The organism is Psychrobium sp. nBUS_13 (genome assembly GCF_051201665.1).
Taxonomy (GTDB): domain Bacteria; phylum Pseudomonadota; class Gammaproteobacteria; order Enterobacterales; family Psychrobiaceae; genus Psychrobium.
On sequence record NZ_CP179210.1, the window covers coordinates 1,459,764 to 1,484,957 of the forward strand.

Here is a 25,194-nt window from a genome sequence, read left to right on the forward strand (position 1 = left end):
GATTTAATGCCGTTCAATATTGTTTATAATAGCTAGCCTTCGGGCTAGCTTTTTTGTGCCTGCAATAACATTAATCCAGTTAGGAATCTTTGTGATTACACCAGCTTATATCGATACTCAAACCGCGCTTGTTGAATTATGTCATCATTATCAAAACTCCGCTGTATTAGCCATAGATACAGAGTTTGTACGTGAACGAACGTTTCATGCCGCATTAGGGTTAATCCAAGTTTATGATGGTGAAAGACTCGCGTTAATCGATCCTGTGGCTATCGACGATTTGTCAGCATTTTGGGCACTGTTAACCAATGAGTCGATTATGAAAGTCATTCATGCTGGCAGTGAAGATTTTGAAGTGTTCAAGCACAATGGTAAATGCGTGCCATCACCAGTGTTAGATACCCAAATAGCGGCAGCCTTAATCGGTTTGGGCTCGAGTTTAGGTTATGCAAAACTTGTTCAAGAGTTTTGCGACATTGAACTTGATAAAGGAGAGTCGCGTACTAACTGGCTAAAACGTCCACTGTCTGATGCTCAGCTTCGTTATGCAGCCAATGATGTTATCTACCTTTACAGGCTCTATCAGCCGCTACTAGCACGTGTAGAAGAAGCGAATAGACGTGAAATCTGTCTCGAAGAGTCATCACGTTTAGCAAACCGCACTGTTATTCGCCCACCAATGAAGAAGTATTTAGATATAAGTAATGCATGGCAACTCAATGCGGTGCAACTTAGCGCGTTACAGCAGTTATGTGAATGGCGATTTACCAAAGCGGTTGCTAAAGATATGGCATTAGGTTTTGTTGTTAAAGATAACGAGCTATTTAATATCGCTAAGGCAATGCCGCAATCTAAGTCACAACTATATGGAATGGAATCTCTTTATCCTATGGTAATCAAACGTCACCACCAAGACATTTTAGCTGCCGTTGCTGCCGGTAAAGCGAATAAAACACCGCCACCAGCGCTCACACGTTTGATTGATTACCCACAATACAAACAAAAATTTAAAGCGATAAAAGCACTTATCGCGGATATTGCACAAACACATAACATCCCACCAGAAATGATAGCGTCTAAAAAGCTAATTCATGAGGTTTTAACTCAACTGTGGAAGACAGAGGGCGAGCAGTTAGAGCATGAACCTGTATTGCGTACTGGGTGGCGTAAAACGCTGGTTGAAGAGCAGTTGGTCGAATTATTGTAAAAAATCGTTAAAAGTAACGGCTATAGAATTAAGCGCATTAGATGCTAGAAATATCTTTCGTTTATTCATCTTGGGGCATTTAAATTTTAAAGTTCATAATGGTATGGCGATAGTTAAAAAAGGCTCACGAATAATTATAATTCATGATATTGAATGTGCTATTATACCAATTCCATTAAGTAAGTGATCTTGTTGTGCGTAGAGAAAATCAGCTAAAACAAGGCACTCGATTGACTAATAGCTGGCTATTAGGATTGAGAGCAACGCCATTTTAGTTAATTTTAACAAGTACAGGTGGGCAAATATTTAATGCAATTGGTATTAAATTGGCGTTGAAAAAAGGTTGGAAACCGAAAGATCAAGGAGATGCATTTCAGTTAAACTTTGCTGGTGTACAACATAAATGAAAGGAAGCTACCTAATGAAAAATTTAAAACTAAGTTTTAGCGTTGTATTTATAGTATTTTACTTTCTTACAACTAGGGTCTGTTGATCTTTGCAGTTTAAATTTTTTTCAATCTAAAAGGGTTGTGGGCACATGTTCATTGTTCCAGACTGAGCATAAGCACCCACATCCCTGTGGGCGAGGCATGAGGATTGATGCTGGGTTTACCCCAGTGAATGACGAATAACGCCGCACAAAATACTTTTAGGTGAATCCTACGGACAGCATTTGTTTGTTATTTCTACGGCGTTTTCGCCTATTCGTGTATTGCTACAGGGATGTAGCTCATTAGGATAATGCAGGAGCTATTATCGAGCCAGCTACACCACATAGGCTCTGCCTTGTAGAAACCCCAAACAAATTGCTGTAAAAATGAACTCAAAAGATCAACAGACCCTAAATAAATAGCTATTTATCAGGCAAGGTCACATTTAGCTCTAATACGGCTAAATCGTCTGATTGATCCACTTCAACACTGACTTGGTCTTCAGATATTTGCACGTATTTGGCAATCACATTAAGAATGTCTTGCTTGAGTTGTGGCAAATAATCAGGGCTTTTACGATCGTTTCGTTCGTGCGCAACAATAATTTGTAAACGCTCTTTCGCTAACGAAGCGGTCGTCTTTTTATCACTACGAAAATAATCGAGTAAGGCCATTACTTACCTCCAAAAATACGCTTTAAGAAACCTTTTTTCTCTTTTGTTAAGAATCTAAATTCAACTTCTTGACCCATTAAACGTTCGATAGTGTCATTGTAGGCTTGGCCTGCGTCGCTTTCACTATCTAGAATGACTGGTTCACCTGAATTAGATGCTTTTAATACTGCTTGAGATTCAGGAATAACGCCCACCAATTTGATGGCAAGAATATCAACGATGTCTTCAACGCTTAACATTTCGCCTTCATCAACACGTGCTGGATTGTAACGCGTTACTAGCAGGTGTTCTTTAATTGGCTCTAAACCTTGTTCTGCACGTAACGATTTAGATTGTAAAATACCTAAAATGCGGTCTGAATCGCGTACTGATGAAACTTCAGGGTTAGTCGTAATCACCGCTTGATCAGCGTAATACAACGCCATCATCGCACCAGCTTCGATACCTGCTGGAGAATCACAAACAATGTAATCAAAAGACTCTTTTAGCTCCTCAATGACTTTACCAACGCCTTCTTTCGTCAGTGCGTCTTTATCACGCGTTTGCGATGCTGGCAAAATAAACAAATTATCAACGCGCTTATCTTTGATTAGTGTTTGGTTTAGGTTTGCTTCACCATTAATGAGGTTTACAAAATCGTAAACTACGCGGCGTTCACAGCCCATAATTAAATCTAGGTTTCGTAAACCAATATCAAAGTCGATGATAACGGTTTTGTTACCCTTTAGCGCTAGGCCTGTGCCGATAGCAGCACTTGACGTTGTTTTACCTACACCGCCTTTACCCGATGTAACAACGATTACTTGAGACATGTTCTCTTCCTTTAATAGATTATGCGTCCAAAAGCGGCTCAATGGTGAGCTGCTCTTGGTCTAATTTTACGATACCGGATTGTTGCCACAGTGATTTCTCAATGGCGTCACTGACCCAGTAATTTCCAGCAACTGATACTAATTCGGCTTCCAGTGATTGACAGAAAATAGAACTGCCTTTGTTACCACTGGCGCCTGCTAATGCTCTGCCGCGCAACTTGCCATAAATATGAATGCTGCCATCTGCAATAACTTCTGCACCATTACCAACAGATCCTACAACGATAAGATCGGCATTTTTGGCATAAATTTGCTGACCTGACCGTACATTTTGGCGCACTATCATGTCTGGTGCTTTTAACGGTGCTTGCGTTACTACTGGTTTTTCTTCTACAGCTTGAGGCGCATCTTTTAGTGCGGGCTTTGCTCGTGCTTCAGTCGCTTTTGGCGGTTGAAGTGTAGCAAGCCCAGCAATGCGCGCTTGTTTTTTTTGGTCAGTTGAACCATTACAAACACCGACACAAATGAAGTCTTTGGCTTCAATTGCTTGCTTTAAGGCTAAAAAGTCGATGTCTTCTTCACTAACTTGTTCAATATTAACAACTAAAGGCGCACGAAAAAAGAAGGCTGGTGCTTGTTTTAGTTTATTGTCGAGTTGTTGTTGCAGTTTGTCTAAATCATTGTCTTCTAATACAAGAATAGAGAGTGGGAACAGGCTGCCTTTTAATTCGGCACTGGTGGTCGGCATTGATAGAAATCCCAAAAAGTTACAAACAATTTATGTTTTACAGAGGCTCATGTTATATTCTCGCTTATTAGTTATCAAGTTGTCAGTACAGGTTTTTAAAGTCCCATGATTGTTGCCGTTTATAAAAGTTCGAAAAAAGCAGATACCTATCTCTATATCGCAAAAAGAGACGATTTTTCACCTGTGCCAAAGCAGTTGTTAGAAACCTTTGGAAAAGCTAAGTTTGTGATGCTTGTACCGCTAACAAAACGTGATTTAGCGATGGCAGATAAAGAGAAAGTGATGGCAAAAATTCGTGAACAAGGATTTTATTTACAAATGCCGCCACCAGAAGTTGACTTATTGAAAGAATTTAAACAAAATCAAGAGAAAGAATAATAAGTTAGGAAGATAATTATGATTGCTCGAATTGCAGCGTTCACCTTTGCTATTAGTGCCGTGTTTTCTGTTAGTGCGCAGGCTGAATTGTCTTTCTATCAATACGTTAAACAGCTTGAAAAAACCTTAGTTGAAAAGGGCGCTGATGCCAATGAAACAAAAGAAGCGTTTAATTCGATTAAGCTGTTTAAAAAAGCGGTGGTTGTTCAACAGCGCCAGCGCAATAAAGTTAAAACGCTAGATACCTTCCTTCCTTCCTTCCTCGTCTCGTTAATGAAGAGCGCGTCAGTAAAGCACGCGCTTTATATAAAGAACACTTACCATTACTTAAAGAAATGGAAAAGAAATACCACATTCAGCCTCGATTTTTAGTGGCGTTGTGGGGAGCTGCCAATGATTTTTCTGACAGCGTTGATGGTAAGTGTATTGAGTTCATTGGCTTATGCTAATCAGCAACAAGCTTCGTATGAGCAAGAGATTAAAGCCACCATCGATTGATTGAACACACCAGCGCTAGGTGTTGGTGAAATCAAAAGTAATTGGACTGGCAAAGTTGGTTTATTCAACATAGATTCAAGTCAATATCTCAGTAGTTACCAAGACTATAACCAAGACGGAAAAGTTGATATTTGGCATTCTGTTGATGACAGTTTTGCAACGACCGCTAAGCTATTGGAAAACATCGGTTGGCAAGAGAAGTATACTTGGGGGCGCCAAGTTAAGTTACCGAAAGAATTTGATCGTTCAATGTTAGAGAAGGGCGACTAAAAATCATTATCACAATGGAAAGCGCTTGGTCTTACTCGCTTTGATAATCGCGCATTACCTAATGCTACATTAACGGCAAAGCTAGTTGCACCTGACGGTATTAAAGGCCGTGTTTATTTGACCCATCATAATTTTGAACATCTATTAGCATTAACTGATTCCATGTATAACGCCATTGCTGTTGGTTATTTGTCTAACCGCATAAAGTACCCGCCGATTAAATAACATAAGCCCGATATAATTTGTATCACGTGCCCACACTGACTGATGGTTTGGTATAATGCCTTTTTTAGTTGGTAAGAAGTAACCTATGGCGCAGCACGAGTTTTGGAAAGAAAAGTCTTTATCGCAAATGAGCGACCAAGAATGGGAGCAGCTTTGCGATGGCTGTGGTAAGTGTTGCCTTAATAAAGTAATTGATGACGAAACAGAAGAGTTATTCTTTACTAACGTCGCGTGTCAGTTACTTAATACAAAATCCTGCCAATGTAGCGATTATCCAAACCGCTTTAAAAAAGTGCCAGATTGTTTCAAAGTCACCTTAGAAAATAGAGATAGCTTTAGTTGGCTTCCTGCTAGTTGTGCCTACCGTTTACTTGATGAAGGTAAGGAATTACCGAGTTGGCATCCACTTAATGTCGGTAGCACTAAAGAAATGCACCGCTTGGGTCAGTCTGTCCGCGGGAAGGTGATTAGCGAGAAGAAAGCCGGCGATTTAGAAGATCATGTCGTGTACTGGCCATTGAAGTTTGAGCCGTAAATATCAGCTAAACATCTCTATTAATTGATGTTACATGTGCTTACCTATAACTTGAAGTTATACTTCTCGGCTGTTTGGGAATTAGTTGTTGTCTCATTAGAATGTTAGGGTCAAATCTGGATTCCTATCAATTATAAAAAGAGAGCACTTTCATGAGATTAATTTTCTTGATTGCCATATTGTTGTTGCAAAGTGTTAGCGCTTTGCATGCAAAAGATGTGGTGTTTGTTGGTCACATCACCGACGAAAAAAATAACTATTTATCTGATGTAACGAAAAAAGCAAAAAAAGGGACAGGCAGTGCGCCGAGATAAATCGGTAGAGGATTGGAGGTGAAAGCCCTCTGCTTGGTAAGGCTCAGCAAGCCGCCAAGACCCCGAGTCATGGGCTTTGCATCGTAAGGTGTCGAGTTAAGCGTTGACAGGGGAAACCATAGGCTAAGTATTGAGCTGCGAAATCATCGTCAAGAGTGCTGACCTAGTTGTCTGATGGGGAAGGCAATATGATGGTTAACGTTATACCGAGAAAATAAACGAGAAAATAAAGGACAGGCTACTTTTTATTATTGATTGTTGATATTTTAATCGATTCTACTACGCTTTGATAAGTTGAAATAGAGCGTAGTAGGAGTCGACAATGACGAGAGCGAGGCACCAGCTAATTGATTTATCAGCCACTTCTTATTATCACGTAATTAACCGATGTGTTCGGCGTAGTTTCTTGTGTGGTGATGACCCGTATACCAAGCGAAATTACGATCATAGGCGGCAATGGCTTGTTGACCGTATAAAATTACTTTCGTCTATCTTTTCAATTAATATCGCGGCTTATGCGATTATGATTAATCACTATCACCTAGTGTTGCAAGTCGATAAATTCCATGCGGATATGTTATCAATGGACGAGGTGATTGAGCGCTGGTATTGCTTGTATAACGGTCATCCCATTGTTGACGATTATCTTGCTGACCGAGAAGTGAGTACTGTTAAGCTTACAAAAGTTGAAGAATATGCCCAGCTTTGGCGTGAACGTTTATATGATATTTCGTGGTTTATGAAATGTCTTAATGAGCATATTTCCCGAGAAGCCAATAAAGAAGATAATTGCACAGGTAAATTATATTCGCTGCCTTCCATGGCGCTCACCCTTCGGGCCAGCTAAAGCTGTTCTATTTTTTTCCCTAAAAATTAGTGGGAAGGGCGATTTAAGTCTCAAGCGTTGCTTGATGAAAAAGCGTTGTTAAGCTCTCTTGCGTATGTGGACTTAAATCCAATCAGAGCAGGCATTGCACAAAGTGTTGAAGACAGTGATTTCACATCGATTCAAGAGCGAATAAAGCAATATAAATCTCATCAGCGTCAGCAGCACAAAGCCAATGATGGCTGCACTGTTTCATCGCAACCGCCATCTTTACTCCCGTTTTCACCTGTTGCCAACACAAACGCTATTCCACTGAGCTACAGAGACTATTTCGAGTTAGTTGATTGGAGTGGTCGACACATCGCCCCTACAAAGCGTGGGTTTATTGATGAGAGCGCACCTAAGATTCTACAGGTGTTAGAAATCGATACAGATGAGTGGCTTTCGGCTGCCAAGGAGTTCAGACGGCAATACGGCAGTTTTGCTGGCAATGAAGCTCATTTACGAGATTATGCTCACCATCACGGTCGAAGTTGGTGTAAAGGCGTCGGCTAATCCTCAGTATTAACTGTTCTTATTATTTTCCGCCTCAGCAATAGAGCTGACGAATTTACTCGTTCAAATTTCATCATTTCGTAGTTCTCATGTCCCCAGTTCATTTTTGTTTACTAAATGAGCCCAATTTTTCATTGGTTTTAGTTAGTGCAATTTAATTTTGAACTGATTGTGATTGGGTTAAATCAATGAGATATTTATGTCTGTCCTTTATTTTATTGGTAAGATAATTATGATTGCTCGAATTGCAGCGTTCACCTTTGCTATTAGTGCCGTGTTTTCTGTAAATGCGCAGTCTGGATTATCTTTCTATCAATACGTTAAGCAGCTTGAGAAAACTTTAGTAAAAGAGGGCTCAGACGCTAACAAAACGAAAGAAGCTTTTAATTCTATCAAGTTGTTTAAAAAAGCGGTGGTGGTTCAACAGCGCCAGCGTAATAAGGTTAAAACGCTTGATACATTCCTTCCGCGATTAGTTAATGAAGAGCGTGTGAGTAAAGCGAGATCTTTATATAAAGAGCATTTGCCTTTGCTCAAAGCATTGGAAAAAAAATATCACATACAGCCGCGTTTTTTAGTGGCTTTATGGGGCGTTGCTAATGATTTTTCAGACAGTGTTGATGGTTACAATGCGTTAAGTGTCTTGAGTTCATTAGCCTATGCGAATCAACAACAAGATTATTATCAGCAAGAAATCAAAGCCACTATCGACTTATTGAATACGCCTGCGTTAGGCGTTACTGAAATCAAAAGTAATTGGACTGGCAAAGTTGGTTTATTCAACATAGATTCAAGTCAATATCTCAGTAGTTACCAAGACTATAACCAAGACGGAAAAGTTGATATTTGGCATTCTGTTGATGACAGTTTTGCAACGACCGCTAAGCTATTGGAAAACATCGGTTGGCAAGAGAAGTATACTTGGGGGCGCCAAGTTAAGTTACCGAAAGAATTTGATCGTTCAATGTTAGAGAAGGGCGACTACAAATCATTATCACAATGGAAAGCGCTTGGTCTTACTCGCTTTGATAATCGCGCATTACCTAATGCTACATTAACGGCAAAGCTAGTTGCACCTGACGGTATTAAAGGCCGTGTTTATTTGACCTATCATAATTTTGAACATCTATTAGCATTAACTGATTCCATGTATAACGCCATTGCTGTTGGTTATTTGTCTAACCGCATAAAGTACCCGCCGATTAAATAACATAAGGGAAAAAAAGGGACAGGCAGTGCGCCGAGATAAATCGGTAGAAGATTGGAGGTGAAAGCCCTCTGCTTGGTAAGGCTCAGCAAGCCGCCAAGACCCCGAGAAATTTTTGCCTGTCCCTTTTTTTTGATGAACTTGAAAAGTATTGTGAACAAAAGGAGTGAATTATTGCGAGAAAGCAAAAAATCTCTGATAAGTCGTCTGCACAATGGAAAGAGTTAGATAGAAAACATCGTGATTTGTCGGAAGCAGAAGGCTTATTACTCACAGAAATCGGTGTTAAAAAGCGATACGGTGACGGTGCTGAAAATATTAGCCCGCAGTGGCCTGACGGTTCAAAGAATAATAATATTGATAGCATGACCGTTCGCGATGGAAATGTTCTTGAGTGGAATGAATCCAAAGGTGGTAATGCTGGGCAAAACAAACGTTTACATAATAACGAATATGTTGAACAAGGTACGCCACGGTATAGGGAGAGTTTATTAGAATCTATGGAAAACAAACGACGGAACTTGATTAATAATGAAATGTTCGTTGACCCAAATATTGACAAAGCAATTGGAATGCTACGCAGCGGTGATGTGAAGTTCAACGTTTACTCAAAGGGAGTTTACGATGCGGTTGGTAACTTAGTTTCTTTAGAACATCGTGTGTACGATGTGAACTAATAAGAGCGTTAGCGGCTATAATGCCGCTTTCAAATTGAGGCAATAATGATTTTAAAAAAATTACCTAAAACGAGAAAAATTAGTCATTTAAAAAAAGTTAAAAAGTCTAAGAAAGATATTATTAACTTTCGTCAGAGTTATCTTGAAAAACTTGCAATAGATGAAATTGCTAGTAATTGGTTGCAAGGTAATATTGATGTTGTAAGAAAAGGCTTGGAAAGTTATTTCGATATTGCAATTGGTTTGTATTATGTGACACGTGATGCAGGTGATTTATCAAACCTTATTGAGGCTTTAAACGTAGCAAACAGTATTTTTTCCGCGCAAATGAAACAATATATGGGAGCTGTGGGAGATAGCTTTTCTGAAAGCTTATGCATGCCTAATTTTATCCATGCTAAATTAATACAAGATGTAACATTTGTTTCTGAGATTCCAAATTATAATGCTGCTTGCTTTAGTTATACTCGATGGGGAGAAGCTCTTTGTTATGCCATTGCTACTCGAAACCATGACATAACAACTCTGTTACTCAATTATACAGAAGAGGATGCGTGGCGATATCACAGCAGTGGTCTTGGTTATTGTGGAGGCAATGTACAATACCCAATGATTTATGTGCGTTATTTGAAGGGCATGTTAGATCCTATGGCCAATCATCAACGGTTGTATGAGCAGTTTATGGCAGAGTTTCCTATTAACAATACCCCGTTTTACCGTGTCATGATTGAGCCGTTTTATTTTATCGCGATTGATGATGAAGCAGGCTTTGCAAATGCGATCACGCAGGCGACGCAAGTTCATAAGCGACATACAGCAAGAGCTCAAGCCTTTTATTCTTCACCGTTTATGAATGATTATTCCCCCTTTTTGTTGGCTGCGGCGGTGTTAGCCGTTGATACGCGTCAATGGGAGCCGCCTGTAAATAATAGCTATTTATATCGTTGGTGGATTTTTGATGATGAATCATTAGTGCTGCCACCTCCTTATAAAGTGGCTGAATAATAGATTGGTGAAGAAATAAACATGTTAATAGACAATATTTTACAGTGGCAAGAGGCCACACCAGAGCAGCGACAGGCTGAAATAGACACTATTAAAGCGCCGTTAAACGAGTTGGGGTTTGAGTTTATCGCGCTGCGAGGATTTACGATGGCTGACAATCAATTTGATATTGGCGTCTTTTTTCATCAGAAACTGCAAATGGCTTTTCATTTGCTCCCTGGTAGTGACCATTTTAAAGTCGGGGCCGCGCCAGATTATTACTCGAAGTTAGTGACCGATGGCTCAATGGACTTGGATGAGAACGATTTCGAGCAGAAGTACCCGATTACTATTACCCCATTTTTAATCAGTGATTATTTGATCCCGGAGCAAGCGTGGGATAAATATGGCGGCGTTAAACTTGATCGTAATTTTGGTGATTTACATCCTATTACTAGCATCCATAGAGATAATGTAACAAATTGGGCTGAACAATTTGGCCTCAGACTGCCAAGTGAAATGGAATGGGAATATGCCTGTAAGGCAGGCACCAATAGTATGTTCTATTGGGGAGATGAACCAGACACCCAATATGCATGGACTAAATTCAACACAAATTTTAATGCGGATAATTATCGAACTCTGACACGAGATGAACAAAAAGCGCCTAACGGATTTGGCTTACTAGGCATGATAGGAAACTTACCTGAATGGGTTGCTGATGATGCTTATAGCTATCAACAACAGTCACCCAGTCAGACAGCGTATAAATCGTTATTTGGTGATGATGATGCTATTTTACGTGGCGGTTGGTGGCGTTATGGCTTTAATTTTAATCGCTCAACATCACGAATCCAAACTGGCGTTGACGGTGGTGACGGTTGTAGCGCTAGATTGGCCATTTCATTGCCGGAAGTGATTGAGAATGGAAGATAGCGTCTTTATACGTTCGATTTTAATCGTTTTGTTGCTATTAGGTTCAAGCGGTTGTGCCAATCGTATTTCTGAGGAAAATTGTTCAGTCAATAATATTGAAGAAAATTTGTTACAAATCACTTGCACAACGGGTTCGACTAGTTGGTCTGCCGATAGTTTTAAGCTCACAGTAAAACAGCATTGTGCCAATACGTTTAAGGTTAGAAACTATAGAGAATTTGTAACATACAAGCCCTATTACACCCCTATTAATGGGCGAAGTACTCGTATGATGGGCAGACGATACAACGTTCGGGCATTTGTTGATTGTGAGTTGTAATCACACTTTATACGATGTTTTATTCTTTAAAGATAAAATTGATAAGTTTGTGAACATGCTGTTTACAGTCTTCTAATTTACATGCCTTGAGGTTTGAATATTGAATAATAGAAGATTCTATTGTTGTGTTGATGTTGTTTGCTCATTGTGTGAGTGTTGATGTTTTTTTCGTTAATCGACTAGAGAAAAAAAAGGGACAGGCAGTGCGCCGAGCTAAATCGGTAGAAGATTGGAGGTGAAAGCCCTCTGCTTGGTAAGGTTTAGCAAGCCGCCAAGACCCCGAGAAATTTTTGCCTGTCCCTTTTTTTTGGTAGTGAAGAAGCATGCGAACAAAGCGGTGAGAAAATCAACGTGGCGGAGTATGTGGAGCGAAGGGAGCTGACAAAGAGAAAGTCATTCAACAGGAGTAAGACCATGACGCAGAGCGTGGAAGTATTGCTGCCTCGTTTGGATCGGCTAGGGGAAGCAGCAAAACGTGATAAATCGCTACAATTTAATAATCTATTTCACCACATCACGTTGGCCTCGTTGCATAAGGCGTTTAATCACCTTAATAAACGGGCGGCTAAAGGCGTCGATAATATCGGATGGTCAGAGTATCAACAAACCGCCAAAGCATCGTTAACTGCGTTACATCAAAAGCTTCAACTTGGATGTTACAAAGCAAAACCTGTTAAGCGAATTTGGATACCTAAAGCCGACGGTACACTAAGACCCATCGGTGTAACATCCATCGAAGATAAAATTGTTGCGTAATAACATGAAGAAGATCACCCAATAACATTCATGGAGATCGCTTTTTTTCTGTTTTGTAGAGCCTCTTTAAATTTAGCCTGAGTGATCTCCATCAGTCAAGTTATTGGTGATTTTTCGCATCGATTCACCTTCTAATTTTATTTTTATTGAACCATGAACTAGCCGATCCAAAATGGCATCGGCATGGGTAGATTCTCCGATCATTTTGTACCAGTGCTCTTGCGGTAATTGGCTGGCGATTAACGTTGATTTAGTGTCATACCTAGCATCAATGAGCTCGAGTAAATCACTCCGCTGCTGAGCAGTTAGTGGCTCTAAGCCCCAGTCATCTAAAATTAGTAAATTGGCATTGGTTAATTTGCTGATAAACTTGCGATAAGTTCCGTCTGCCTGAGATAAATACATCTTCTCCAGTAGCTCTTTTAATCTAAAGTAGAACACGCTATCGCCTTGCTGGCAGTGGTGTTGGCCAAGCGCACAGGCTAAGTAGGTTTTTCCACAACCTGTCGCTCCTGTGATTAAGATATTTTGATGAAGTCGTAACCATTCGCCCTGTGCTAGCGAGCGGATTTGTGCCTTATCTAGGTTACGATTGGCACGATAATCGAGTTGCTCTATCTGAGCTTGCACTCTAAATTTTGCTTGGCGAGTTAATCGCTCTATTTTTCTAGTGACTCGCTGATTTATCTCATTATCGAGTAACAAGGTTAACCTCTCTTCAAAAGCGAGTTCTTTGTAATGATTTGGCTGCTCCGTTTGGAGCGTTAATGCATCACGTATGCCACCAAGATTCAGCGTATTCAATTGGTTATAAATGGTTTTCATTGGTTTTCCCCTTAATGATAATATTTGTTTCCGCGAACATTTTTATGCTCGATTTCACCAAGTAAGTCGAGTTGAACTTCCGGCAATGGTTGACGGTCTAGTCCCTTATCTAAGATTGAGCGGATACCTGCGAGTCGCATGATGCCTGTATGTAAAGCTCGGCGACTGGCGGCTTCTAACCTTGCTGGTGAATATTTCTTCGATAAATTCAGTAATCCTAAACAGACACGATAGCTTTGCTCTGGATGCCGTTTCGATTGCAGTAATTTGATGACGAGCTCTTCAGTGCTACTACCAATGTCTTTCGCCCACTTTTCAAAACGATGAGGGGACCACTGATCATGCTTGCGATGAGCGATTGGCATGTGCCCCTCAATTGTCGTGTGTGCACCTATTTTTGATGAACGAGGATGTGAGGCGACACATTCACCATGGTGGTAAAGCCTAACCAACTCTCCACTGATATGTGCTTCAAGCTTTTGTTTTATCAATGAATGAGGTACAGAGTAATAGTGTTTTTCAACTTCAATATGGTAGTCAATATGTACGGTTACTTTCTTAACCTGTGTGTAGATGTAAGGGGTTATAGGCAGTGGCTTTAAAGCGGGTTTATCGATCTCAATAAACTGTGATAACCGGCTCCCAGGCTGCTTTCTCATTGGCCTTTGATTTAAATCTGTGAGTAGTTCGCAGATCCTTTCATTGAGCTGACGTAGGCTAAAAAACGGTTCATGACGTAACTTGGCCATGATCCAGCGCTCAACTATTTGTACTGCAACTTCCGCTTTAGCCTTATCTTTGGGGCGATAGGGGCGAGCTGGAACGATGACAGTATTATAATGTGCTGCCATTTGTTGATACGTTGGATTGAGGTCTGGCTCATAACGACACGCTTTGGTGACACCACTTCTTAAGTTATCAGGGATGAGTAGTTCAGGCATTCCACCGAGAAACTCAAAGCAGCGAGCATGACTCATCACCCAGTCTTCAAGGCCTTGACTCCATGTTGCTTCGGCGAATGTATAATTGGAAGCGCCCATCACTGCAACAAATACCTGCGCTGTTCGGTACTCCCCCGTTGAACTATTGATGATATTCATTGTGGGGCCGCAGTAATCAATAAATAGCTTTTCACCGGCTTTATGATGCTGCCTCATTGATGGTTTCTGGCAGCCCAACCACGCTTTATACAGACGACAAAAATGATTGTAACTGTAATGGTTACCGGGGTTTCGCTGTGAGTGCTCCTCCCATAAGAGCTGTAGTGTCAGCGTTTTATGTTTTAGTTCTTTATAAATCACCGACCAATTGGGAACTGGTATTGATGCTTTAAGTTTGACCCTAGTCTTTAAGAACTCTCGATTAAGCGCCGCATCCGTCCATATTTCGGATAAAGGCCAGCTTGTGATCCCCATTTGTGCAGCTCGGTTTGCATAGCGAGACACTACTGAGGGCGAAATAGATAAGCTTTTTGCAACCTGACGATGGCTAAGTGAACAGCCGTATTTGAGCCGTAAGATTTCTTTTAATTTACGCATAAAAATAGGTACCGTAGACATAGTTATCCTCATCATCAAAATGAAAAGAATAACGGTAAAATGTACCTACAGAACAGAAGAAAGTTGATTAATTGAACAACAACATTATGTGAATTCATCAATAACATATGGAGCTAAAAGTGATCTCCATGAATGTTATTAGGTGATCTCGATGGATGTTATTGAGTGATCTCCATCGATGTTATTAGGTGATCTCCATGGATGTTAATATGCAATTGTACAACAGACGATCGTTTGGCTGTTAGAGCCTATTTATGAGTCAGACTTTCTAGGGTTTAGTTACGGTTTTCGTCCAAAACGCAATCAGCACCAAGCATTAGATGCGGTGTATATGGCGACGACGACAAAGAAAGTAAGCTGGATTTTAGATGCTGATTTAAAAGGTTTCTTCGATACAATTAATCACGAATGGATGATGAAATTTTTAGCACATAGAATTAGCGATAAACGCGTTTTAAGGCTTATCAACAACTGGTTAACAGTTGGGGTTGTAGATGGAGGCACAAAGCAAACATCATGGGTAGGGACACCGCAAGGTGCAGTTATATCGCCATTGTTGGCGAATATTTTCCTACACTATGTGTTAGATTTGTGGCTCGTTCAATGGCGAAACCGCCATGCACGTGGGGAGGTTTATATCGTTCGATATGCTGACGATTTTGTTATTGGTTTTCAATACAAAAGTGATGGCAATCGACTGAAATATGAATTAACCAAACGGCTGGCGGCATTTTCATTGAGTTTAAACGAAAGTAAAACGCACCTGATAGAATTCGGTCGTTTTGCCAGCTTAAATCGACGGCAACGCAAGCAAAGTAAACCTAAGACATTCGATTTTCTTGGATTTACACATATTTGCAGTGTTCGCCGAAATGACGGGCAGTTTAAACTTTTGAGACTCTCAATAAAGAAAAGGCTCAGAGCTAAACTCAGGCATATCAAAGAAGTGCTAATGAAAACGCGGCATAAGTCGCCATACGTTGTTGGGCAGTGGCTCAAACGCGCATTAACAGGATACTTCAATTACTTCGCTGTGCCTGATAATGGTCAAAGTATTCGAACAATGAGAACCGAGGTGTGTAAACTTTGGATAAAAGCGCTAAGGCGTCGAAGTCAAAAGGGTAAAAGCTTTAACTGGCAGCGAATGAAAGGCTTAATCTGGATATTTATTCCACACACCCGTAATCGACATCCGTATCCAAGCCAACGCCTCACCCTTTGACTCAATGTAGGAGCCGTATGCGTTAGTAGCGCACGTACGGATCTGCGCCGGAGGCCTGATTTATATTGATAGATTATTAATGTAAATTAGGGCTTTACGGCGATTGAAAATCTGATTGATAATCAATAGCTTTAAATCCCCATTCATCTTAGTGATGTAATTTAGTACCAAAGGGTGAATCTCGCAATGATGTTAAGTTGGTGATTTACCCAAGCTGGATGTTGCAGAATCCTGCGGCTTTTAGTATTAAAAATAGTATCGCGAACTTAATAAACAAAGCCGACCGTTTAAGCAAATCGTCACTCGAATTTGCGCGTTAACGCATTAGATGTAATGTTCTATTTGTTTATATTTTTTGCAAAAAAGCAATGACCGCTTTGGTGGCTAAGGAGCCAGTCACATTGATGTTTAATCGGATTGGTGATGAGTGACTCCTACAAGCTCAAAGGAGTCGTTGGTCTACATTATGTTGAGAACCAACTAATGGGTCAAAAGACTTTACTTTATCATCATACAAATGAACATCTATGACCTGATAGATTAATCAAGCGGATCGAGTAACCAATTGTTTTATCGGTTTTTATTGAAAAGGTATATTTAAATAATGTAGTATAAACTAACACTTTTATAAAATTATTTATAAGGATATACAATGACCAAAACTTTAATTTCAACAATTTTATTGTACTCAATCACTATTGTGGGTTGTTCAAGTAATATTACAGCTATTGATTATGAATCTTGCTATTTTCCAAATACTTCGGTTAAGGCTCCTGTTTGGGTTTGCGATGAGCCTATAGAGGGGCTTACATTACAGGCTACTGGCGTTGCAGAACAGTCGGGTGCAGGAGTTGATTTTATGAAAACAATAGCTACAGCGTCAGCAAAAGATAGACTAGCACAATCTTTTGAGTCTGAAGTTCAGAGTTTAGTTAAGATATTTTTAGGCACAACAGGAAGAACCGAACAAGAAACTGTGGATGCTACTCAGGAAGTAATCCAACGGCAGTTTACAAAGCAGCGGTTACAAGGAATTAAAATTCAAAAAAGCCTTCAAGGACCTGATAAGCGTATGTATGTATTGGTAGGATTAAGTGAAGAAAGCTTTAAAACTAACGCTAAAAAATTGATTAACAGTAGTTTTAACAGCGATAGCGCAGAATGGCAACGAATTCAAGCAGATAAAGGTTTTAAACAGCTTGGTGAGGCAATAGATAATTATGAATCTAACTAGTAAATTAGATTATTTAAAGCTCAAACAGGCAGTTTCAATTTTTTTATTTCTGTCTTTGGTTGGCTGCAACTCGACCCAACCAACTCGATCTACCAAAGATAGTGTAATAAAAACTAATTCGCCAAGTACGATAACTTCAGCTTTAATAACCAAAGAAAATAAAGTTCAAATTGAAAAAGCCACAGAGCAAGAGACAATTATAGAAGCTATCAATATTATTGACTCGTTCAAGGCAGTCAGTTCTAAAAAACATTTTGTAAAGGAATATACTTATAAAGCAGGGGAAGATGACAGCAAAAATACTGCTCGTAAAAAAGCATTGATTCAATTGAAAATTTTGTTAGTTGAAGAGATCGGAACTTATATTGAAAGCGAATTAAATATACAGCAATCAATTAAGTCAGGACATGCACTGAATGAAGTCAAAAAAGAAATTCGCACAATTTCAGCAGGTATAACACAAACCAAAATTTTAGATCAAAAATGGGATGGTTCTGTCTTATACTTAAAGGCGTCTGTCGCAATTGATCCTAATAGTGTGACTCAAGGGATCTCTGAGGTATTAAAGTCAAGGGCGAATCGGCAGGAAATTGGTGAACTTAGGTTAATACTAAAAGACAAATCATCTAAGTTTAGCTTACAAAGCCAACAGTTAAAAAGTATCCAAAATAAATTGGCGACACAGGAATTTATAAGAAAAACCAAAGAAAACGAATTAGTACGAATGAAGGATGAATTAAGCAAAGCAAATATATTACTATCAAAATATCACGCAGAAGAAAATAAGATAACAACCCGTCTACACGAAATTAAGAATATCATTAGACAGAAAACGGATAAAGTCATGAGATATGTTGAAAGAGGAATGGTCTATACAGAAATGGTTGAGTTAGCTGGAGAGCCTAGATCTAGTGGGTATGCGTATCCTGGTGAGAAAATGTATAACTATGGTACAGTATGGGTTCAAATTACTGATGGAGTAGTTGGTTGTATAACAAGATTTGAAGGAAAGAAAACAGCTTGTAAATACTACGGTTCTAATTCTGCCTATCCCTCTAATTATTATGTTTTAAAGTAATGTTTAGCGTTAACTGTATCTTTTCTGAAGTGATTTTAGCATTTAACTAGGGAGTGTTCATAATTCTGTGTCATTTCAGTATAATATAATAAAACAGGAATGACACATGACTAACTCTTTTGATTTTGAGCAAGCATTAACAGATTTACAAGCTGGTAAAAGCCTCACTGGTAAAGATGGCATCTTAGGCCCTTTGATTAAGCAATTAACCGAAGCGGCTCTTAATGCCGAACTAGAGCACCACTTAGCCAACGATAATCAATCTAATAGAAAGAATGGCAGAACAAGTAAAAACATCAAACACCCGTCTGGTAATTTTGAACTCGACACTCCGCGAGACCGCAATGGAACATTTGAACCTCAATTAGTGAAGAAAAATCAAACCTCACTATCAGATGAAATCGATCGCAAAATACTCTCGATGTTTAGCTTGGGAATGAGTTATCGTGATATCAATGCACATGTAGAGGAGATGTACGGTATTAACGTGGCCACAGGAACGATTAGCGCAGTCACTGACAAGCTTATTCCTGAGCTTAAAGCATGGCAACAAAGGCCATTAGATAGCCATTACCCAATTGTTTGGCTCGATGCTATTCATTATAAGGTCAAAGAAAACGGTCGCTACATCAGCAAAGCTGTCTACACGTTATTAGCACTTAATATGCAGGGTAAAAAAGAGATATTAGGGTTGCATTTATCAGAAAACGAAGGGGCTAATTATTGGCTTTCAGTGCTGACCGATCTTAATAATCGCGGTGTTAAAGATATTCTTATTGCCTGCGTAGATGGGCTAACCGGCTTTCCTGAAGCCATAGCAGCTATCTTTCCTGAGACAGAAACACAGCTTTGCATCATTCATCAAATTCGAAACTCACTTAAGTACGTCGCGTCTAAAAATCAGAAAGCCTTTATGGCCGATTTAAAACCTGTCTATCGTGCACCCACAAAGGAAGCAGCTGAATTAGCACTCGATAAACTAGAAGAGAAGTGGGGCGAAAAATATCCGCTGGTTATTAATTCCTGGCGCAGGAAGTGGCACAATCTATCTCACTATTTTAAGTACCCTGAGCACATCAGGAAGGTGATATATACCACGAACGCCGTTGAAGCGGTTCATCGTCAGTTTAGAAAGTTAACAAAGACGAAAGGCGCATTCCCGAACGAAAATAGCTTGTTGAAGCTGTTGTATGCTGGCATATTGAATGCTTCTGAGAAATGGACGATGCCAATCCATAACTGGAGCTTGTGTGTTTCTCAGTTAGCGATATATTTTGAGGGGCGTTTAGATAGCGTCATTGATATTTAGAAAATTAAGCCTGACACAGAATATTGAACGCCCTCTTTAACTATCAACCCAAAACTTTAAAGTATTTCCTTTCACATCTAAGTGATAATTATGTTAGTTGATTGCTATTCGTAAGTTTATATCGCAGTAGATTCACAATCGAGTGCTATATATAGAGTGATCAATTTACTTTGACCACTTCAAACTCTTACCCTATTTCCCAATATTAGGGTTTTGTTTCAAATATTTCATTAGAACTAGGCTAGGTTGATCTAGAAATTTCTTAAGCGCTTTATAGACTAACTTCATTGGTCTATCTAATTCACTATGAGTATAGTTGTAGGTCAAATTGTTAATTCGAAGTTCTTTATCACTACTATCAAGACGAACAGAGCGTATATCAGAAATTGAAATAAACTCTTTATCCTCAAACATGGGTTTAAAAGCAATAAAATCCCCAGTAATAACCATTCCATCGCTAGCACTGCCGAATGATGTAGTATCAAATAGAACAAGCAAATCTGTTATTACATCACACGGGTATTCATCATGAGGGTAATGTGCATAAGATTTTGAAGCCCCTTTCTCTTTCTTTTTAGCTTTTGATTTTGTCCAGTAAGGGAAAAAAAGGGACAGGCAGTGCGCCGAGATAAATCGGTAGAAGATTGGAGGTGAAAGCCCTCTGCTTGGTAAGGCTCAGCAAGCCGCCAAGACCCCGAGTCATGGGCTTTGCATCGTAAGGTGTCGAGTTAAGCGTTGACAGGGGAAACCATAGGCTAAGTATTGAGCTGCGAAATCATCGTCAAGAGTGCTGACCTAGTTGTCTGATGGCGAAGGCAATATGATGGTTAACGTTATACCGCGAGAGGGTAAGGCAAGTTAACCCTCAACTCTTCGCAGTCAGAGACCTTATGCATGTGGCGATGTCTTTTATGCGGAACTCGGGAGATCCAAAGGGAGCGTTTGCGCAGCAAACACTTTATCGGGAAGTCAGTTCGACGTAGCCGATAATGATAACCCTTTGGAAGTCAGACAGCTTCATAGTAGTGAAGAAGCATGCGAACAAAGCGGTGAGAAAATCAACGTGGCGGAGTATGTGGAGCGAAGGGAGCTGACAAAGAGAAAGTCATTCAACAGGAGTAAGACCATGACGCAGAGCGTGGAAGTATTGCTGCCTCGTTTGGATCGGCTAGGGGAAGCAGCAAAACGTGATAAATCGCTACAATTTAATAATCTATTTCACCACATCACGTTGGCCTCGTTGCATAAGGCGTTTAATCACCTTAATAAACGGGCGGCTAAAGGCGTCGATAATATCGGATGGTCAGAGTATCAACAAACCGCCAAAGCATCGTTAACTGCGTTACATCAAAAGCTTCAACTTGGATGTTACAAAGCAAAACCTGTTAAGCGAATTTGGATACCTAAAGCCGACGGTACACTAAGACCCATCGGTGTAACATCCATCGAAGATAAAATTGTACAACAGACGATCGTTTGGCTGTTAGAGCCTATTTATGAGTCAGACTTTCTAGGGTTTAGTTACGGTTTTCGTCCAAAACGCAATCAGCACCAAGCATTAGATGCGGTGTATATGGCGACGACGACAAAGAAAGTAAGCTGGATTTTAGATGCTGATTTAAAAGGTTTCTTCGATACAATTAATCACGAATGGATGATGAAATTTTTAGCACATAGAATTAGCGATAAACGCGTTTTAAGGCTTATCAACAACTGGTTAACAGTTGGGGTTGTAGATGGAGGCACAAAGCAAACATCATGGGTAGGGACACCGCAAGGTGCAGTTATATCGCCATTGTTGGCGAATATTTTCCTACACTATGTGTTAGATTTGTGGCTCGTTCAATGGCGAAACCGCCATGCACGTGGGGAGGTTTATATCGTTCGATATGCTGACGATTTTGTTATTGGTTTTTAATACAAAAGTGATGGCAATCGACTGAAATATGAATTAACCAAACGGCTGGCGGCATTTTCATTGAGTTTAAACGAAAGTAAAACGCACCTGATAGAATTCGGTCGTTTTGCCAGCTTAAATCGACGGCAACGCAAGCAAAGTAAACCTAAGACATTCGATTTTCTTGGATTTACACATATTTGCAGTGTTCGCCGAAATGACGGGCAGTTTAAACTTTTGAGACTCTCAATAAAGAAAAGGCTCAGAGCTAAACTCAGGCATATCAAAGAAGTGCTAATGAAAACGCGGCATAAGTCGCCATACGTTGTTGGGCAGTGGCTCAAACGCGCATTAACAGGATACTTCAATTACTTCGCGGTGCCTGATAATGGTCAAAGTATTCGAACAATGAGAACCGAGGTGTGTAAACTTTGGATAAAAGCGCTAAGGCGTCGAAGTCAAAAGGGTAAAAGCTTTAACTGGCAGCGAATGAAAGGCTTAATCTGGATATTTATTCCACACACCCGTAATCGACATCCGTATCCAAGCCAACGCCTCACCCTTTGACTCAATGTAGGAGCCGTATGCGTTAGTAGCGCACGTACGGATCTGCGCCGGAGGCCTGATTTATATTGATAGATTATTAATGTAAATTAGGGCTTTACGGCGATAAAATTTCTTGAGTGGCTTTCGGCTGCCAAGGAGTTCAGACGGCAATACGGCAGTTTTGCCGGCAATGAAGCTCATTTACGAGATTATGCTCACCATCACGGTCGAAGTTGGTGTAAAGGCGTCGGCTAATCCTCAGTATTAACTGTTCTTATTATTTTCCGCCTCAGCAATAGAGCTGACGATTTTACTCGTTCAAATTTCATCATTTCGTAGTTCTCATACCCCCAGTTCATTTTTGTTTACTAAATGAGCCCAATTTTTTATTGGTTTTAGTTAGTGCAATTTAATTTTTAACTGATTGTGATTGGGTTAAATCAATGAGATATTTGTGTCTGTCCTTTATTTTTTTCCAACAACAATATTGCCAATATAGGGTTCTAGTAAGGTATGTAGTTTATTTACATCGGCAGATATTTCTTTATGAACAATGGTTTGGCCATTATTGTCAATTATGCAGACATAAAGTATTCTGGCGTGTAAATCTATACCGCAGTAGTAAGGATGTGTGCTATTGTAAAAGTTCATTGGGCTTTCTCCTGTTTACGGTTGTCGCCATTAAATTTAGCAGTTACTGCTAAATTTAGGGAGAGGGCTCAATGAGTATCAAGTCATTTCAGCAGGACAAAAAACAGCTGGTTTTTGCTCGTGCCTCGCTAATTTTAACCAGCTATTTTATTGCCTCTGAATGAGGCGTTAGCTTTCAGAAAAGTGAGATACATATTATGAACATAGAATTATGGTTAGGTTTCGTCGTGGCATCATCTATTATGCTTGCCATTCCTGGTCCCACTGTCTTGATAGTAATTAGTTACTCTTTGACGCATGGAAAACGTGCAAATTTACCTCTTTTATTTGCTGTAATCCTAGGGACTACAGTAGCTGTTAGTGGCTCTCTATTAGGATTAGGCGCTCTTCTTAGAGCATCAGCTTTCTGGTTTACTGTGGTTAAAATTATGGGAGGGTTATATTTACTTTATCTAGGTATATCAATACTGAGAGATGGGGCTTTGCCAACAGAACCAAATGCACCCATACGTCTGGATTCAAGGTGGAAATTATTTGTAAATACTTTTTTTGCCACGGCTTTAAACCCTAAGAGTTTAATGTTTTTTGTAGCTTTCATTCCTCAATTTATTAATACAAATACAGACACAACTTCGCAACTATGGATTCTTGCTATCACCTTTATTACACTAGCGACAATTATTGTTTCTTCTTATGCTGTATTTGCAAGCTCGGCTTTTAGTTATTTAAAATCACCTCGTATACAAAGTCGTTTTAATATTGCAAGCGGGTCATTATTATCTCTGGCAGGTATCTGGACTTTAATATCAAAACGCCCTGTTAGTTAATACCTAAATTATGCGCAAAAAGCTAACAAGGCAATAAAGTCGGACTTGTAACAGTTTGCTCGGTTCCACTTCGTTTCACATTTTAGCAAACAATTACAAGCCGCTTATTGCGACGTTGAGGCTGTAGAATTTATAAATCTTAGATTCCAGAGCCAAAAACTACGTTGATGAGAGTGATTTATTTCATAAATCACTCTCATACAACATTAGATTTCGCGTAGATGCGAGGTTTTTAGTGTAAATTAATCAAAATTTAATGGCTGTTTTTCTTGAATGATAAATTCTACAGCCTCGTTAGGTGTATGAATTATCTAGTCCGCCAGAAAATCGAAATTACAGTGATTGCACTGATTAACTTAGTGGCATTTATACTATTTTTCGTTAACAGTTCATCTTTGTTCATTGCAACATTGGCATTAGTAATAGGGTATTTTTCTTTCCAAGGTTCTGTGCTTTTACTTGCTACATTTAGAGTAGATGATACTGAGGACTCTTACGGATCATATTTGGACTATATAGCGCCCATAGTAATTAGTTCGGCGTACATTTTAATATTGTGGGCGTTGGTGTAACACATATGAGCCCTTCTCGAGTCAATAGGCATTAGCCACTTCTTCGGCCGCGTAGCGGTCGATTGTCTTATCAATTAACTTTATTTGTTTACTTCGTCTGTCACTGTGGCTGTTAATTAACCTGAACTCGGGATAAAAATTGAACTAATAGCCCACCTAGTGATCAGATCTTTCGAACAAGAAACGATTTAAACACTATAAACGGTGAGCGTATGGATAAGTTAGTTGAAATATTTTGTGATGTCGATGATTTTTGTGAAGTGTGTATTCTCATGAAGATGATCACTCATTCTCACCGAAGCTGATCAGTTGTTCTCATCCATACTGATCACTCTTCGGTGCCATTTTGCGGCTCGGTAACATTGTTAATTGATCACGACGTCTCCGTCAAGTTCATTTCTAATTTTCGCATTGATTCTCCCTGTAACTCAAAACGCTGTGAACGATGAATAAGCCGATCCATAATGGCATCTGCATAGGTGGCTTCACCGATCAGTTCATGCCACTTAGCCACAGGCAGCTGACTCATTATGATCATTGAACCTTGTTCGTGTCGTGCGTCTATTATGTCTAGAAGATCGCTGCGCTGCTGACTCGTCAACATTTCCATTCCCCAATCATCCAAGATCAAGATCGGTGTCTTATTGAGCTGGGCAAGGAACCGAGGATAACTTCCCTCGCCGTGAACTTGCCGTAGCTGCTCTTGCAGCGCTTTGATTCGGTAATAGCGTGCTGGTATGCCCTGTTGGCAAAAGTAATGCCCAATAGCACAGCCTAAAAAGGTTTTGCCGCAGCCTGTCGCGCCGGTAAAAATAAGGTTCTGATGGTGCTCAAGCCAATGTCCTTCAAGCAAGCTGCTAATTTGTGATTTAACAATGCCACGGCTCGCTCGGTAATCGATTTGACTTGGATGAGCAGCCAATCGAAATTTAGCATGCTTGACTAGGCGCTCTATCTTACGTTGCTCCCTGGTTGCAATTTCTTCTCCCAGCAATAGTGATAACCGATCATGAAAACTTAAGTCACTATATAAATGTGGCTGCTCTTCTTGGCGCGTTAGGCTGCTGAGAATGACGCTTAAACGTAAATTACTAAGCTGTTGAGTTAATTCGATATTCATCT

General features: G+C 39.9%; 25 protein-coding genes and 2 pseudogenes. 19 read left to right on the forward strand and 8 right to left on the reverse strand.

Annotation, left to right across the window (positions count from 1 at the left end; genetic code table 11):
• Positions 1-91: 91 nt before the first annotated feature.
• Positions 92-1,207: a ribonuclease D gene (rnd, locus tag ACMAZF_RS06610; RefSeq protein ID WP_435276626.1), complete on the forward strand. Its 1,116-nt coding sequence runs from the start codon at positions 92-94 to the stop codon at positions 1,205-1,207.
• Between the two features lie 853 nt (positions 1,208-2,060).
• Here the strand turns inward: rnd and minE are convergent.
• Genes minE through minC form a run of 3 tightly spaced genes read right to left on the reverse strand, consistent with a single transcriptional unit; the run spans position 2,061 to position 3,872 of the window.
• Positions 2,061-2,312: a cell division topological specificity factor MinE gene (minE, locus tag ACMAZF_RS06615; protein WP_435276627.1), complete on the reverse strand. Its 252-nt coding sequence runs from the start codon at positions 2,310-2,312 to the stop codon at positions 2,061-2,063.
• Positions 2,312-3,124, reverse strand: coding sequence for a septum site-determining protein MinD (gene minD, locus ACMAZF_RS06620; RefSeq protein ID WP_435276628.1), 813 nt, complete (start codon positions 3,122-3,124; stop codon positions 2,312-2,314). The genes minE and minD overlap by 1 nt, the downstream gene beginning before the upstream one ends.
• A gap of 19 nt (positions 3,125-3,143) precedes the next feature.
• The gene (gene minC, locus ACMAZF_RS06625; RefSeq protein WP_435276629.1) at positions 3,144-3,872 is read right to left on the reverse strand and encodes a septum site-determining protein MinC; all 729 of its coding nucleotides are present in this window, start codon (positions 3,870-3,872) and stop codon (positions 3,144-3,146) included.
• 105 nt (positions 3,873-3,977) lie between these two features.
• Here minC and ACMAZF_RS06630 point away from each other — a divergent pair, with 105 nt between their 5' ends.
• From ACMAZF_RS06630 to ACMAZF_RS06680, 11 genes and pseudogenes are all read left to right on the forward strand, one after another.
• On the forward strand, positions 3,978-4,250 hold the full coding sequence (locus ACMAZF_RS06630; protein ID WP_435276630.1) for a YcgL domain-containing protein: 273 nt from the start codon (positions 3,978-3,980) through the stop codon (positions 4,248-4,250).
• Between the two features lie 498 nt (positions 4,251-4,748).
• Positions 4,749-5,243, forward strand: a pseudogene (locus tag ACMAZF_RS06635) (lytic murein transglycosylase).
• Between the two features lie 85 nt (positions 5,244-5,328).
• Positions 5,329-5,778: a YcgN family cysteine cluster protein gene (locus ACMAZF_RS06640; protein ID WP_435276631.1), complete on the forward strand. Its 450-nt coding sequence runs from the start codon at positions 5,329-5,331 to the stop codon at positions 5,776-5,778.
• Between the two features lie 152 nt (positions 5,779-5,930).
• Entirely contained in the window at positions 5,931-6,092 is a 162-nt protein-coding gene (locus ACMAZF_RS06645; RefSeq protein WP_435276632.1) for a hypothetical protein, read from the forward strand.
• Between the two features lie 322 nt (positions 6,093-6,414).
• Complete coding sequence (locus ACMAZF_RS06650) at positions 6,415-6,939, forward strand: transposase (protein ID WP_435276633.1); 525 nt, start codon at positions 6,415-6,417, stop codon at positions 6,937-6,939.
• Between the two features lie 75 nt (positions 6,940-7,014).
• Positions 7,015-7,473 carry a hypothetical protein gene (locus ACMAZF_RS06655; RefSeq protein WP_435276634.1) on the forward strand — a complete coding sequence of 153 codons (459 nt, stop codon included), beginning with the start codon at positions 7,015-7,017 and terminating at the stop codon, positions 7,471-7,473.
• Between the two features lie 199 nt (positions 7,474-7,672).
• Positions 7,673-8,683, forward strand: a complete 1,011-nt coding sequence (locus ACMAZF_RS06660) for a lytic murein transglycosylase (protein WP_435276474.1) — start codon at positions 7,673-7,675, stop codon at positions 8,681-8,683.
• Between the two features lie 242 nt (positions 8,684-8,925).
• Positions 8,926-9,357 carry a hypothetical protein gene (locus ACMAZF_RS06665; RefSeq protein ID WP_435276635.1) on the forward strand — a complete coding sequence of 144 codons (432 nt, stop codon included), beginning with the start codon at positions 8,926-8,928 and terminating at the stop codon, positions 9,355-9,357.
• A gap of 45 nt (positions 9,358-9,402) precedes the next feature.
• The gene (locus ACMAZF_RS06670) at positions 9,403-10,362 is read left to right on the forward strand and encodes an Imm49 family immunity protein (protein ID WP_435276636.1); all 960 of its coding nucleotides are present in this window, start codon (positions 9,403-9,405) and stop codon (positions 10,360-10,362) included.
• A 21-nt stretch (positions 10,363-10,383) separates the two neighbouring features.
• Complete coding sequence (locus ACMAZF_RS06675) at positions 10,384-11,277, forward strand: formylglycine-generating enzyme family protein (protein ID WP_435276637.1); 894 nt, start codon at positions 10,384-10,386, stop codon at positions 11,275-11,277.
• A gap of 733 nt (positions 11,278-12,010) precedes the next feature.
• The gene (locus ACMAZF_RS06680; protein WP_435276638.1) at positions 12,011-12,352 is read left to right on the forward strand and encodes a hypothetical protein; all 342 of its coding nucleotides are present in this window, start codon (positions 12,011-12,013) and stop codon (positions 12,350-12,352) included.
• Between the two features lie 72 nt (positions 12,353-12,424).
• Here ACMAZF_RS06680 and istB (ACMAZF_RS06685) read toward each other — a convergent pair whose 3' ends face one another.
• Together istB (ACMAZF_RS06685) and istA are read right to left on the reverse strand one after the other, a co-directional pair.
• A complete protein-coding gene (gene istB, locus ACMAZF_RS06685; protein WP_435276309.1) occupies positions 12,425-13,177 on the reverse strand; it encodes an IS21-like element helper ATPase IstB in 753 nt (250 codons plus the stop codon).
• An 11-nt stretch (positions 13,178-13,188) separates the two neighbouring features.
• A complete protein-coding gene (gene istA, locus ACMAZF_RS06690) occupies positions 13,189-14,736 on the reverse strand; it encodes an IS21 family transposase (protein ID WP_435276639.1) in 1,548 nt (515 codons plus the stop codon).
• Positions 14,737-14,950: 214 nt separating this feature from the next.
• On the opposite strand from istA, the gene ACMAZF_RS06695 reads away from it, so the two are divergent.
• The 4 genes from ACMAZF_RS06695 (at position 14,951) to ACMAZF_RS06710 (ending at position 19,579) form a co-directional block, all read left to right on the forward strand.
• Entirely contained in the window at positions 14,951-15,958 is a 1,008-nt protein-coding gene (locus ACMAZF_RS06695; RefSeq protein ID WP_435277195.1) for a reverse transcriptase domain-containing protein, read from the forward strand.
• A 652-nt stretch (positions 15,959-16,610) separates the two neighbouring features.
• Positions 16,611-17,192, forward strand: a complete 582-nt coding sequence (locus tag ACMAZF_RS06700; RefSeq protein ID WP_435276640.1) for a hypothetical protein — start codon at positions 16,611-16,613, stop codon at positions 17,190-17,192.
• A complete protein-coding gene (locus tag ACMAZF_RS06705) occupies positions 17,179-18,270 on the forward strand; it encodes a hypothetical protein (protein WP_435276641.1) in 1,092 nt (363 codons plus the stop codon). Before ACMAZF_RS06700 ends, ACMAZF_RS06705 begins: the two co-directional genes overlap by 14 nt.
• 106 nt (positions 18,271-18,376) lie before the next feature.
• On the forward strand, positions 18,377-19,579 hold the full coding sequence (locus tag ACMAZF_RS06710; RefSeq protein ID WP_435273936.1) for an IS256 family transposase: 1,203 nt from the start codon (positions 18,377-18,379) through the stop codon (positions 19,577-19,579).
• Between the two features lie 192 nt (positions 19,580-19,771).
• Here the strand turns inward: ACMAZF_RS06710 and ACMAZF_RS06715 are convergent, their stop codons facing one another.
• Positions 19,772-20,029, reverse strand: a complete 258-nt coding sequence (locus ACMAZF_RS06715; RefSeq protein WP_435276642.1) for a hypothetical protein — start codon at positions 20,027-20,029, stop codon at positions 19,772-19,774.
• A gap of 676 nt (positions 20,030-20,705) precedes the next feature.
• Here ACMAZF_RS06715 and ACMAZF_RS06720 point away from each other — a divergent pair.
• Entirely contained in the window at positions 20,706-21,497 is a 792-nt protein-coding gene (locus ACMAZF_RS06720; protein ID WP_435276643.1) for a reverse transcriptase domain-containing protein, read from the forward strand.
• 60 nt (positions 21,498-21,557) lie between these two features.
• Positions 21,558-22,043, forward strand: a complete 486-nt coding sequence (locus ACMAZF_RS06725; protein ID WP_435276644.1) for a hypothetical protein — start codon at positions 21,558-21,560, stop codon at positions 22,041-22,043.
• A gap of 453 nt (positions 22,044-22,496) precedes the next feature.
• On the opposite strand, the pseudogene ACMAZF_RS06730 reads toward ACMAZF_RS06725, so the two are convergent.
• Positions 22,497-22,673: pseudogene (locus tag ACMAZF_RS06730) on the reverse strand (IS110 family transposase); the annotation flags it as partial.
• A 197-nt stretch (positions 22,674-22,870) separates the two neighbouring features.
• Here ACMAZF_RS06730 and ACMAZF_RS06735 point away from each other — a divergent pair.
• Positions 22,871-23,500 (forward strand): LysE family translocator, encoded by a 630-nt coding sequence (locus tag ACMAZF_RS06735; RefSeq protein ID WP_435276645.1) that lies wholly within the window; start codon positions 22,871-22,873, stop codon positions 23,498-23,500.
• A 945-nt stretch (positions 23,501-24,445) separates the two neighbouring features.
• On the opposite strand, the gene istB (ACMAZF_RS06740) is transcribed toward ACMAZF_RS06735, so the two are convergent.
• Positions 24,446-25,192, reverse strand: a complete 747-nt coding sequence (istB, locus tag ACMAZF_RS06740; protein ID WP_435276646.1) for an IS21-like element helper ATPase IstB — start codon at positions 25,190-25,192, stop codon at positions 24,446-24,448.
• Positions 25,193-25,194 lie beyond the last annotated feature (2 nt).